The following is a 14258-nucleotide window of genomic DNA, read 5'->3' as shown; positions in this document are numbered from 1 at the left end:
TATTGGGAGCGACTTTACTCCCCTTCTTTGTGCTTTTTTTGTCATTGTTTATTAAATTAGAAAATAATAAAAAACGTGAGTTAAAGCTTAAACTTAAACGCTTGTATCCTCATGTTTCTCAACCAGTACTTACACCAAGCAATTGCATTCGGATTGCATTGCAAAGTGTGTACCTTGCGCTATTCAATACCACCACAACCTCACAGCAACATATCGCCGTTGAGCAGCGTAAATCTTGGCGTAAAATCACGCGATCAGCTCGCTTATTGAGACTGGCAGACAGTAAACTAGTACGCTCTTTTAAAGGGCTTTGGTTAGTTGCTAGAAAGCAAACAAAAACTAAATCATATAAAGCAGTGAGTCGCTCTCCACTTTGGAGAAACAGCACCTTAAAGGTCGCTTTTTTCACTCTCATTATTTTTGCGGTGGCTATATTTGTAACCGTGCCATTTAGTATTGAAGCGCAAGCAGTGTTCATTAGTTTAATTTTGGTTGTTGCTTATTCTCTAAGGCGGGTTGAAGGGAAAATGGCCACTATTGTGATGATCACCCTTTCTGTTACAACCTCTACACGTTATCTATGGTGGCGCTACACTGACACTCTTAACTGGGGTGACCCTTTAGCCCTTACCCTAGGGATTGGTTTGCTGCTTGCTGAAAGCTACGCTTGGTTGGTACTGATCTTAGGTTTTTTCCAAACCATCAACCCATTAAACCGTAAACCGATCGCTTTAGATAAAGATACAACAAACTGGCCAACAGTTGATATTTATATTCCTACTTACAACGAGCCGCTTGATGTTGTGAAGCCAACAACAATCGCCGCGCAAAGTATTGACTGGCCTGCAGATAAGCTTAACATTTATATTTTAGATGATGGTAAGCGCCCTGAATTTGCCGAATTCGCAAAGCAAATTGGTGTTGGTTATTTAACTCGCCCTGATAACAAACATGCCAAAGCCGGTAACATGAACCATGCGATGAAAGTAACTAATGGCGACTACATTGCTATTTTTGACTGTGACCATATCCCTGCTCGCTCATTCTTACAAATGACAATGGGACAATTCATCAATGACAGTAAAGTGTGTTTAGTACAAACACCTCACCACTTTTTTTCTGCCGATCCATTTGAGCGCAACCTCAAAAACCATCGTAAAATCCCAAATGAAAATATGTTGTTCTATGGCTTAATTCAAGATGGCAATGATATGTGGGATGCGACCTTCTTTTGTGGTTCGTGTGCTGTTTTAAGGCGCAGTGCCCTTGAAGAAATCGGTGGTTTTGCCGTAGAAACCGTCACTGAAGATGCCCACACCGCGCTAAGAATGCAGCGCGCTGGCTACAAAACAACATATATTAATATTCCACAAGCCGCCGGCCTAGCTACAGATAGTTTATCTGCCCACGTTGGTCAACGTATTCGCTGGGCACGCGGCATGGCACAAATATTCCGATTAGATAACCCGCTGTTTGGTAAGGGCCTAAATATCGCACAGCGCTTGTGCTATTTAAACGCTATGTTGCACTTTTTATCAGGCATTCCGCGAATTGTATTCTTAACAGCGCCACTGGCATTAATTTATTTTAATGCGCAAATTATCTATGCACCGTTTGTTGCCATCTTTCTTTATATTGTGCCAACCCTGTTACAGGTAAAAATAACCAACTCTCGAATTCAAGGTAAATACCGCTATTCATTTTGGGGCGAAGTTTATGAGTCAGTACTTGCTTGGTATATTTTAAAACCCACGACAGTTGCGCTTATCAACCCGAATAAGGGTAAATTTAACGTGACTGAAAAAGGCGGTTTAAACAAGCAAGATCACTACGATTGGACGATTTCAAAGCCTTATATAATCTTGTTGCTTGTTAACGTTTTGGGTATGACCTACGGCGTGTTTAGATTGCTCTTCGGCGATAGTTCACAAATAGGCGTACTCGTCATTAGCATGCTGTGGGCAAGCTATAACGTGATAATTTTAGGTGCAGCTGTGGCTGTTGCCGCTGAAGCCAAACAAGTACGCAGCTCACACCGCATTAAAGCAAATTTCCCTGCAGCTATTCGCCTTGCTAATGGCCGTACTATTAAAGTAAAAATTACGGACTACTCAAATAATGGTGTTGGTCTTGAAACTGACCATAATCACCTTTGCCGTGTAAATGATAAAGTCGAGCTACTCATGAGCCGTGGCTTGAAGCAGTTTTCATTCCCAACTTATATTTGTAACACCCGCGATAAACAACTGGGTCTTACCCTCAGGGATTTAGATTTAGAAAAACAAAAAGCCTTTATTCAATGCACTTTCTCACGTGCTGATGCTTGGCTTGATTGGCAAGAAAACTTTAAACACGACAAGCCTTCATACAGCTTTTCTCACGTTTTTTATACCAGTCTAAGAGGCTTTAAGAACTTGATTTTCCATGCCCCAAATGAATTAAGACCCGCGATTGCGTTTGCATCAAGAGTCTTGTACTTTGTGGCGTCGCTATTACCTAAAAAACCAACAAAAGTACTAAAAACATCATGATAAAAACTTTTTTAACCTTGTTATTAGCTTTTGGCACACTCGGCATATCCTGCTGGGCGATAAGTGCTGAGCCTCTCTCTAATAAAGCGATTTTTGATGATGGTTACCCAGAGCAAGCACCAATTGAAAGCATGACGCTAAGCTTTGAAAAGCTTGGTTTAAGCAAGTTCAAGCTTGATGGAGTGAGTAATAGTACCCGTGTTGATTTTACAAACCGCCTCGATAAATTAGGGAAAAAACTGACTCTAGACTTTTCATACACAACCTCACCATCACTTATTGGCCGTGTCTCACATTTGAAAATTTTCTTAAATGAAAACCTTGTCACTGTGCTACCTATTGATGATAAGACAACGCCAATTGGCACAGTCTCTGAGCGCAGCATTGTTCTTAACCCTAAGCTAATTAAAGATTTTAACCAAATTCGCTTCGAACTAGTCGGTTTTTACGATCTGGTTTGTCAGGATGACTATAGTAAAACAATATGGGCCGAGCTTAGTAAAAGCAGCCGTATTTCTATTGACCGTCAGTCACTTGCTCTTGAAAGCTTACTTGAGTATTTCCCTGCACCATTTTTTGATTCGCGAGATTACAACAAGGTCACTTTGCCATTTGTGTTTGCGTCACAACCTGATGAAAACACACTCGAAGCAGCGGCTGCACTATCAAGCTTTTTTGGCGCTCAAGCAAAATGGCGCAAAGCACAGTTCCCTGTGCAAATTAATGCAACACCGACAGAACATAGTGTCGTATTCGCAACAAACGACAACAAGCCTGATTTTTTATTGAATTACCCTGATGTTGAAAAGCCAACTGTAGAAATTATCAGCAGCCCTACTCAGCGCTACGCCAAAGTACTGCTTGTTTTAGGTAAAGACACAGCACAATTGAAAGAAGCCGTAGTAGGTTTAGTCTTTGGCTATAAAGTAATGACAGGTCGCAGTGCAACCATTGATGCAATTAGCAACTTACCGCTTCGAGAAGCCTACGATGCGCCACTGTGGGTGCGTTCTGATCGCCCAGTAAGCTTTGATGAATTTATTGAATACCCAACTCAGCTGCAATCGGAAGGCTATCGCGGTCTACCTGTTCGGTTAGACTTGCGTTTTGCACCAGATTTATTCACTTGGCGTGAAAATGGTATTCCTATTACCTTGAATTACCGCAACACGCCTGTTGAGCAAAACATGTTGTCGCGTTTGAATATGTTGATTAACGGTAAGTTTGTGGATGGTTTTATTCTTGATAACGAAGGTGGTAAAACGATTACAACCGATACCTTGTTACCGCTTTTATCTGAATTCAATCCAACCAAAACTCGTCAAGACTTTGAGCTAACAGGGTTAGATTTAACAACAAATAACCAGCTTACTTATGATTTTAATTTTGCAGTCGTAAAAACCGGTGAGTGTAGCGCCATTCCTGCAGGCGGTGAATTTGGTGCAATTGATGGCAGCTCTACCATTGATGTAAGTGACTTCCATCACTATATTGCCATGCCAAACCTACGCGCCTTTGCAAATGGCGGTTTCCCATTCACCAAATATGCCGATTTACACCAAAGTACGCTTGTAATGGAAGCTAACAGCTCAGTTAACGCGATTAGTTTATTGCTTAATTTCACAGGTCATTTGGGTGCCATAACAGGCTACCCAGCGCACCGTTTAGACATTCAATTTCCAAGTAACCAATTGGCGCTAAACGATAAAGACATTATTATTATTGGTAAGCCTGACTCTTTCTTAAACTCACTTGCCAAAGACAGCGCCCTAAGTGTGCTTATCAACAACAACCAACGCATTGTTGATCAAGCTATCTATAATGGTGCCTACGACACTAAAGGTGCTGAAAAAATTAAAGTAAATATAAGCAGCATTGGTCGTTTAGCCGTGATGTCTGGGTTCCAGTCACCGTTTGATTCAGACCGCTCAGTAGTCTCTTTGATTGCCAGTAATGAAAATGCTTTTGCACTTCTCACTGATGCTCTACTGAATGATGATAAAACAGCTCAAATAATGGGAAGCTCAGCCATTATCAATAGCCAAGGCATCAAAACGATTAAAACCGATGAACAGTATTTTGTCGGTCACGTGCCTATTCATACCCTCATTTGGTTCCACTTTTCAGACCGCCCAGTATTGTTAGCGATTCTATCACTACTAACCCTATTACTTATTTCATTTATGTTGTGGCGAGTGCTCGCGCTACTTACCAAAAAACGTTTATCTGAAGGAGATCAGGCATAATGAAAACTATCGCTTCTTTACTATTCGTTTTTGTTTTTTCAAGCAACGCCTTAGCTCAGTTAAGCTGCAGCGCTTGGCCGCAATGGAATAACTTTAAAACTCACTTCATTACACCAGAAGGACGCGTAATTGATTTGGGTAGTGATTACAGTATTACCACCTCAGAGGGGCAATCTTATGCGTTATTCTTTGCTTTACTTGCCAATGATAAAGCCAGCTTCGATAAGTTGCTTGAGTGGACTGAAGTACATCTTTCTGAAGGTGATTTAAGTACCCGTTTACCAGCGTGGCAATGGGGAATAAAGCAAAATCAAGGACAAATCCTTGATTCAAATCCAGCTTCTGATTCAGATTTATGGATTGCTTATACCCTGTCGCAAGCAGCTATCTTATGGAATGAAAGACGCTACGCAGTGCTCAGCTCAGTGCTTGCTGAGCGCATCATTCGTGAAGAAACAGCGCAAATACCAAACCTCGGTCTGACTCTATTACCTGGGCCAACAGGCTTTGAAAAAGACAGTAGCTGGAAATTAAATCCAAGCTATGCACCGCTATTTATATTTGCGCAATTTGCACACCTATACCCGCACTCGCCTTGGCAAACATTACACGATAACTCGGCGCAGTTATTAATAGATACAGCACCAAAAGGCGTGAGCCCTGATTGGGTTAATTACAGCGTGGAAAAAGGCTTTTATCATGATAAAAGCGCCCCTGCTACAGGTAGTTATAATGCGATCCGCGTCTACCTTTGGGCCAGTATGATGGCAGAAGATGCCACCTATAAAAATGCCCTTACACAGCAGTTTAAACCTTTTGTTGATAGCATTGTTTCTTCAGGCAAAGTGCCATTAGAAATCAATGCAGTCTCAGGCAAAACGGCAGGCAACGCCCCAAGTGGTTTTGTTGCCGCCTTATTGCCATTGCTTGCTGAAGATAATGCATCACAAACTGTGACAGCTTTACAACAGCAAATAATGATGGATACCCGCTTTACCACCAGCCGCTACTACGACAGCGTGTTGTATTTATTTGGTAACAGCACATTGAACAAACGTTTTAGTATTGATAAAAACGGGGCTTTAACAACTAACTGGAGCAATGAATGCCGATAAAGTGGCTACTTGCTGCAGTTTTAGCAAGCTCCAGTGCATCCGCAGCAATAAAAAAAGACCTTGATAGTCAATCAATTGATTGGTTAATTAGCCAAGTACAACTTGGTGAAATTGAACGTGATAATCAATTGATGAGCGACAGCTTAGAAAAGCTGCAAAGCATTGCACCTAAAAATACTCAAGTGCAATGCGCCCAGGTGCGCGTTTTATATAGCCTCAAAGAAACCGACAAAGCCAATGCGCATTTAGCAGAGCTTAGTAACCTATCACATCCGTGCGTAACAAGCTTAACCCTACTTGCACGCGTCAATAACCAAGACAAAGAAGCGGTTCAACAAGCCAGGCTTCGTGCCAGGGCCGGACAATACAGTGACGCGGTAAAAATCTACAATCGGCTATTTAAATCCGCCTACCCTAATATTGAATATGAGCTGGAGCACATAAACTGGCTTGCTCAAGATCCAAATCAATATCAGCAAGCACTGCGCGGTTATCGTTCTTTACTGAAACGCTACCCAAATAGTGGCCGTTTTGAGCTTGCCTACGCAAGACATCTGTTAAAGCAAAACCCAACAAACAAAGAAGCCATAGAATTACTGAGCCATTATGCACACAGCAACCAATATGGTGTTGAAGCTGAGTTTGCGTGGCTTGCAGCCCTTGAAGATATGCCGCTTAATAAACAAACTGAGCGTGAATATCAGCGTTACTTTGCAGCTTACCCTAAAAGCAGTAAGGGTCAGCTACAATTTAGTGACTTTAAGAAAGCGCATTTAGCTGAACAAAAAAAGCAAGCAGACCCTGCGTATCAGACATGGCTTAAGGGCAGTGTCGAACTTGAAAAACGCCACTTTGATACAGCAGAAAAGCTTTTTAATAAAGCACTGCGAGGTCGTCCTCAAGATCCTGAAATATACAATAGCTTAGGTTTATTGAATTTAAGGCAAGGTCGCAATGCCAATGCTTACCAGTACTTTAAAAAAGCTCAAAAATACAGCATAGATGCAAACCGTATAACGGTGTTAAAAGGCCTCGCCAATACTGCTCGTTTTTGGCAATACATAGATGAAGCTAAATCAGCCATGAGTAGCAATGAACTCAAACAGGCTGCGCTTAAGCTGGATTTAGCTGACACCTTAAATGAAGACCCTAATACGGTATTGTTTTACCGCGCAGAACTTGCCAAACAAGCAGGCCAACTTCAAAACGCGATGAACCTTTATAAGCAAGTGCTAAAAGACGACCCTCTGCAACAGCCTACTTTGCGTGCCATGCTTGAATTGACCGCCTCAGATGGTAATTATGCTCGTAGTCATCGTTTTTATAATGGCTTAACTCGTCAGCAACAGGCATTAATTGCTGAAGATTATACCCTATTACAAACACAGCAACTGAGAACCCGCGCTGATGAGCTTACTGCTGAAGGTAAGCTAGATGAAGCAGTTGATGTGCTACTTATGGCAATCAAACAAAGCCCACGTCAAAGCTGGCTTTACTACGACCTTGCAAATTTATATCAACAACAAGGTTTAGTTGATCATGCCAAAGCTCTGTATAAAAAAACCTTGTGGCAATTTCCGCTAGATGCAGATTTGCGTTATAGCCATGCACTATTTTTACGTTCGTTGAACGATTACCAAGGAGCACTGGCAACCTTAGAATACATTCCTAATAACGCGCGCACTGAACAAATTAATGTGCTTACAGAGCAGCTAAGTATTAATACCAAACTAGAAAGGCTCTCTGCCAACAATACAGCCACGAATAAAGCCACGGTGATTTATAAGCTCACCGAGTTAGAAGCACAGCCATTAACACCTTTAATGCAAGCTGAGCTTGCCAGTCAATGGCAACAAATTAATGAGCAGCAGTATGCAATAAGGCAACTGAAAAAAGCTCTTACTCGTGACCCAAGTTTGAGCCCATATTGGCACATGACATATGCAAATTGGCTAATTGAAAGCAACGATAAAAACGCTGCTGATAGCTGGTTTGCAGACTATCAACTGCCGAGTAACGCAACCGATGCAGAGCAATCACAATGGTTAGCACTACAAGTTAATTACGTTAATCGCTTTAATGATAGTAACCAACGAGTTGCTAAGCTCTCAGAGCTTGCAACACGTTACCCTGATAACCCAGAACTGTCAGAGGCGCTGATCAATGCTCATATCGAGCAAGGCAATAGTAATCAGGCCATTATCCGCTTTGAGCAGCACGTTGCAAAAGGACAAACTGTGTCAACGGATACTGCTTTAGCTATTGCGACACTTGCTCGTCAGCAACAAAGAGATGGTTTAGCAGATCGCATCATTGCTGGGCAAATTAATCAGCTTTCAAGTGAGCAAAACTATCGTCAGCAGCAATTAATGGCAGCCCTTGAACAATTTGAAGATACACAAAGTGCGATAAATCTAGCTGAGCAATTGCTAGCTAAATCAAACAACAACCAAGAGCTTTATTATCAAGCAGCAGCGGTTGCGCAAGCTAAGCAACAAACTACGCTTGCTCAAAGCTGGTACCGCGCTGCAGTTGATCCAGATACGGCAACGAGCACCTTAAGCGATGAGCAGAACTATGAACTGTATGCCCTTGATGAAAATGAAGCTTGGTATGTCAATAATGCCAAGCGTCAATTGCAAGGTATTGACCGCGATGAGCAAGCGTATATCACTGCTGCAATCAACTTAAGTAGCCAAACCAGCACACAAAATGAGTCCACACTGGGCGCTGGTGCAACGCCTATTGAAGCAGGTTTCCCGCTATGGGGTGGCACTGGGATTGTGAAATTAGACCCAATGACAATATCGAGCCAAGAAACCCGCTTTGATGAAACCTTTGCTGGTAGCCGCTATGGTCAAGGAGCCCTGTGTATTTTTGACTGCCCACTTTTAAGTATAAAACCAAAGCAACAAGGTATGGATGTTGGCCTTGCTTGGCAAAACGAGCAATGGCGAATTGATGTTGGTACCACTCCACTTGGCTTTTTAGTCGAAGATATCGTGTGGGGCGTTAATTACAATGGTGATTTAGGCGACTTTGGTTATGGCGTTACCTTTAATAAACGCCCGGTTACCAGCTCTGTATTATCTTACGCCGGACTAGAAGATGTCTTTACCAACCAAATATGGGGCGGTGTTAGAGCTACGCAATTACAACTTAGTCTATCTCATGACCTTGGCCTAGATTGGGGTTTTTGGGGCAGTACTAACTATCAAATCTTGCAAGGTAAAAACGTAAAAGATAATCAAAGCTACAGCCTAATGGGTGGCAGTTATTATCGTTATATTCGCGAAAGAAACACCGAATTAAGTCTAGGCCTTAACTTATTACACTGGTCGTATAAGTATAATTTAAGTGAAGAAACCTGGGGACATGGTGGCTATTACAGTCCACAAAACTACTTGGGCGCTTCATTACCTGTGATTTTTGATAAGCGAGTTGGTCATAATTTTGTATACCGACTGCGCGCTGGCGTATCTTGGTCAACCACCACGACAGACGACATCGCATTTTTTCCTAACGACCCTATTTTGCAAGGCCAAGCAGAGGCTCAAACAGCTGTTACGGGCGTTGTACCTTACTTTGAAGGCGATACCAGCAATGGTTTATCGTATAACTTAGGGGCAAGTTTTGAGTATCGATTCACGCCTCATTGGTTCTTTGGTGGTTACGTCAACTTAGATAGAGCCGATTTTTACGAGCCGAATTATGCTCAGCTGTACTTTCGTTATTACTTTAATCCGGTGTATAGCGAACTGGCTTTCCCGGGTAAACCTGTTGTGCCTTATGCAAGCTACTAACTGTCGCATCACAAGGGGCAAGTGTCGCAAGTTCTTCCCCTCTCCATAAGGTCTATGTATACTGTAGCGCACTTGTAGCTAGGATAAGGGTGTGTCCCTTTCCTTCAAGTACAAAACTTGAGCAACAAACCATTATCTTAGCTGCATCAAAAAACATGGCCGCCCGTTCACTAAATAAATACATAGAACGACCAAAGCAAAAACAATAAGGCCTCAAATAAAAACTTAGAGTTAGGAAGTAAATATGAGTTCATTACCTAAAGCAGGTGACTTTTTAGGGCATCCTAAAGGGTTATTCCTGTTGTTCGGCACAGAAATGTGGGAACGATTCGGTTATTACGGCATGCGCGCCATCTTAGTTTTATACTTAGTAGCGCTTGTACAAGAAGGTGGTTTTGGTTGGTCAAATGCAGACGCATTAAGCCTTTATGGTACCTTCACAATGGCTGTATACATCACCCCACTATTCGGTGGTTGGTTAGCCGATAACGTATTAGGACAACGTAAAGCAATTATCCTTGGTGGTTTATTGATGGCTGCAGGCCATTTCACTATGGGTATCCCACACAGCTACTTAGCTGGCCAAGAAGAAAACGTATTCTACATTGGTTTAACACTTCTTTGTGTGGGTAACGGTTTATTCAAGCCAAACATCTCAACTATGGTAGGTGATCTATACAAAGAAGGTGATCAACGTCGTGATGGCGCGTTCACTATCTTCTACATGGGTATCAACCTAGGTGGTGCATTAGGCCCTCTAGTTGCGGGTTATGCTGCAGCTGCAATGGGCTGGCAATGGGGCTTCATCGTAGCTGGTGTTGGTATGGTGTTATCTGTACTTTTACAGCTTGCATTAAGCAACAAATACTTAGGCGATATCGGTGTTGTGCCTTCTGCTAAGCTTTCTCAAGCACAGTCTGAATCAAACACTAAAGAGCCACTAACTAAAGTAGAAACTGACCGTATTAAAGTTATCTTTACTATGAGTGTATTCAGCATCATCTTCTGGATGGGCTTTGAACAAGCGGGTGGTTTAATGAACCTTTTCGCTAACGATTACACAGACCGTATGTTACTTGGTTTTGAAGTACCAGCTTCTTGGTTCCAATCTTTAAACTCAATTTTCATCATTGTTTTTGCACCATTAGTTGCCATCATTTGGTTGAAACTTGATAAACGTGAACCAAATTCACCGGTTAAGTTTGCTATTGCACTTATTTTCTTAGCATTAGGTTTCATTACTATGATCCTAGCGCTTATGACACAAGGTCAAGGTGAGCACCTACAAATCAGCATGATGTGGTTAGTTTTATTCTACTTATTCCACACCCTAGGTGAGTTATGTTTATCTCCAATTGGCCTATCTATGGTAAGTAAACTTGCACCTCTACGTTTAGCTTCAATGCTTATGGGTATTTGGTTCCTATGTACAGCGGTTGCAAACAAGATTGCAGGTTTCGTAGGTTCTTTCCTAGGTGAAGGTGAAGAAGCGTTAGACAACGCGATGGGTATCTTCATTGGTTTAGGCGCAACAGCGGTTCTTTCTGCTGTGATCATGTACTTACTAAGTGACAAACTAGTTGCTTGGATGCACGGTGCTGAAGGTCAACACGAGCCACAAACTACTGAGCACATCCTAGCTGAAGAGCTAGAAGTGACAGCTGAAAAGCAATAATACTTATTCCCCGTAGCACCCGCTGCGGGGAATTTCTCTCTCCCCTATTCCCTCAGCGTCCTTAAAACTGATACTATATTCTGATATTAATTTGGTTTGCAAAGGAACTGAGTAAGTGCGCTCTAACACTCAACTACTGGTTATTATTCTGACCAGCTTATTACTAACAGCATGCGGTGGCGATAAAACAACAAAAGAAGTCGCAACAGCTCCTGATCAGTCTGGTTTAATTATTTCTGTTGAAAATGGTTTATCGGCTGAATTTGCACAGGGCGATGTCACACTTAATGCAATAAGTAACACAGTCACAACAGACACCACATTTACTTACACTGAGACGAGCGCTTCAAGCACGGATATAGAGCAAGGTATTGTCTCGAGTATTCATACCTTTCGCCCTAATAACCTGATATTTGCTGAGCCATTAAGTTTAGCGATCAAATTACCAGATGAACAAACCAACCTTGCTTTTAGCATAGTGCAGTTAGTCGATGAGCAATGGCAAACTCTCAGTACAGAACAAAGCAATGATGGATTTGCAGTCAGTGCTATTACAGAATTTGGTAGCTTTGCTTTAATGTCTCGCACCGTTCCTGCAGCCAGTAAAACCATTGGCGAGCAATGTAATGACACTGCCAGTAACCAAACAGTACGCTTTATTCATGTTGCTGACTTACACGCGCGCTTTGGCTTTAAAGAGCAGTTATTCAGCCGTATTCGAAGTTACTACGACAAAGCTAAACTTGAAAACCCTAACACCTTATTCACCAATGGCGGTGACGATTATGAAAAGGGCACCGTAGCAGAACAAACATCACAAGGTTTAGCCACAGTCGAAGCAATAAAAGCCATGGCCTTTGACGTACGTGTGATTGGTAACCACGACTATGCATGGGGACCTGAGCAACTACTGGACTTTGCCGATGACGATAATGCCATCGTGCTTTCAAGTAACACCGAATATGATGGTAGCGATGATACGCCGTTTGCCGGTGTTGATTTTTCTGTTGTTCAAGTAGGTTGCCTTCGTATCGGCTTTTTTGGCATGACTTCAGTGCCTTGGAATGAACTTGATGAACCAGTTGAAGACGAGCCAATTCCTGATTTTATCGCTAATTTCAAAATGAATTGGCAGTGGCAAGAAGTGGCTGAGCAGCTTGTTAACCAATACCGTCAAGATGTTGATTATATGGTCATGGTCAGTCACTTAGGTGAAGGCACTGACACCCGCATTGCACAAAATGTTACTGGAATTGATTTAGTGCTTGGTGGGCATACCCATGGCGGTGAAAGTTATCAAACCTTAGATAACGGCAGTATTGTTATTCAGCCAAACTTTTTTGCACAAGGTCTAACGGATCTTACCTTAACCTTTAACCTTGAAGACAAAACTCTTGCAGATGTTGATTACAATACCGTCGCAACCACCAGCATTACAAGCCGAGATGAAAGCACTAAGGCCGCTATCGATGAAATCATGGGTCGCTATGCCCCAGATGCAAACACCGAAATTGCCGTTTCAGAAAACTACCCCACTGCAGAAGAACTCACCACGATTACAGCCAAAGCAACTATGCAGCAGTTCCCTGCTATTGATGCAGCGTTACTAGATGCAAGCCAAGTACAAGATCGTTGGCTACCGGGTACATTAACCCAAGAAGATTTTCATGCCGCGTTTAAGGTTGAACGCCAACCATCGAATACCCCGGGCTTTAATTCAATTTATCAAGTTGAGGTGACTGGCAGCCAGTTGAAAAGCATGCTCGAAAGCCAGCCAGAATGGGTCTCTTTAGTGCCAGATAACATTGATGATGCAAGCACTTACCTCGTTGCTCTATTTAAAGGCCCAGCGCTAAATAGCGAGTTGTTCTTCCCAGCTCTGCCAAACTTAGAAGCACAATTGGTCGCTGAAAGTTGGTGGCTACTTGATAACTACGCGCGAGCACGCACCAGCCAATGTTTATATATCGATACCGATAAAATGCTTAATGCGTGTAAAGCAGATGATGGGGTCACAGTATGGAATTTTAATAACCCTGAGCAAGGCTTTAGCAGTGACTTTGGCCCTGCAACACTCAGCTTTTATGACCCTGAAGACAAAAATTGGGGGCCAGAAGATAGCCAATTTGCCACCACCAGTGAGCTTGAAATTGCTGATTTACCAAACGGTGCTTCAGGCGTGCTCGCCTTTGCTCGCCATAGCCCAACGCAAGGCTTAACCTTAACGGCTAATAGTGCTGCAAACGGTGATTACCAAACTGAAGGGCTTATCGCTGATTACACCTTAGTGATGGATATTATGTGGCCAGAACAAAGCACCAATGAGTGGCGCTCATTACTACAAACCGATATCACTAACAGTGATGACGCAGACCTTTACGTTAGCCGAGATAACGCCATCGGTATTGCCACCAGTGACAGTGGTTACTTTGGCGAGCTTACAGCAAACAGCTGGCACCGTATTGCTTTTGTGTTTTATGCTGCTCCAAACAACGGGGCACTAAAAATTTATCTTGATGGCGAGCTGATTGGTATTAAAGATGAAGGTGAAATCAATGAGCGCTGGGCAATCAACGGTGCGGCCTTACTTTTAACCGATAATGACTACGAAACTAAGCCGGGTTACTTAAACGCCTTGTTATTTGCTGGTCGTGCAATGACAGATGCCGAGATTGCTAATATGGGTGCTGCACAGCAGCAACTTAATTTTACGCAATCAACCCGTACCTTAAACCAAGTGGTTGAGCGCCATTATCAAGCTGCGCCACAAATTATGAATAACCCTTGGTTACAACAACGCAGCAAGTTTTTTAACAAAGCGCGCCAAACTGTAAACTAAGCTATACAATCAACTTAATAAAAAAGGCCATTTCAGGCCTTTTTTATTG

6 protein-coding genes are annotated in these 14258 nt (G+C 42.5%); all 6 read left to right on the top strand.

Going from position 1 to position 14258, the window contains the following annotated elements:
* Window positions 1-2531 (top strand): UDP-forming cellulose synthase catalytic subunit (gene bcsA / locus L1D51_RS15990; protein ID WP_239964172.1); only part of this gene is annotated, 2531 nt, incomplete at its 5' end.
* On the top strand, window positions 2528-4777 hold the full coding sequence (gene bcsB, locus L1D51_RS15985) for a cellulose biosynthesis cyclic di-GMP-binding regulatory protein BcsB (protein WP_239964170.1): 2250 nt from the start codon (window positions 2528-2530) through the stop codon (window positions 4775-4777). The genes bcsA and bcsB, both read left to right, overlap by 4 nt.
* Window positions 4777-5892: a cellulose synthase complex periplasmic endoglucanase BcsZ gene (bcsZ, locus tag L1D51_RS15980; RefSeq protein WP_239964168.1), complete on the top strand. Its 1116-nt coding sequence runs from the start codon at window positions 4777-4779 to the stop codon at window positions 5890-5892. Before bcsB ends, bcsZ begins: the two co-directional genes overlap by 1 nt.
* Window positions 5883-9695, top strand: coding sequence for a cellulose synthase subunit BcsC-related outer membrane protein (locus tag L1D51_RS15975; protein WP_239964166.1), 3813 nt, complete (start codon window positions 5883-5885; stop codon window positions 9693-9695). Before bcsZ ends, L1D51_RS15975 begins: the two co-directional genes overlap by 10 nt.
* Before the next feature lie 244 nt (window positions 9696-9939).
* The gene (locus L1D51_RS15970) at window positions 9940-11370 is read left to right on the top strand and encodes a peptide MFS transporter (protein WP_054561940.1); all 1431 of its coding nucleotides are present in this window, start codon (window positions 9940-9942) and stop codon (window positions 11368-11370) included.
* Between the two features lie 115 nt (window positions 11371-11485).
* On the top strand, window positions 11486-14209 hold the full coding sequence (locus tag L1D51_RS15965) for a metallophosphoesterase (RefSeq protein WP_239964165.1): 2724 nt from the start codon (window positions 11486-11488) through the stop codon (window positions 14207-14209).
* Window positions 14210-14258: the final 49 nt, after the last annotated feature.

This window comes from Pseudoalteromonas shioyasakiensis, assembly GCF_022398475.1.
GTDB lineage: Bacteria > Pseudomonadota > Gammaproteobacteria > Enterobacterales > Alteromonadaceae > Pseudoalteromonas.
Note: the sequence above shows the minus strand (reverse complement) of the source record. Positions and strands in the feature narration are given on the sequence as shown.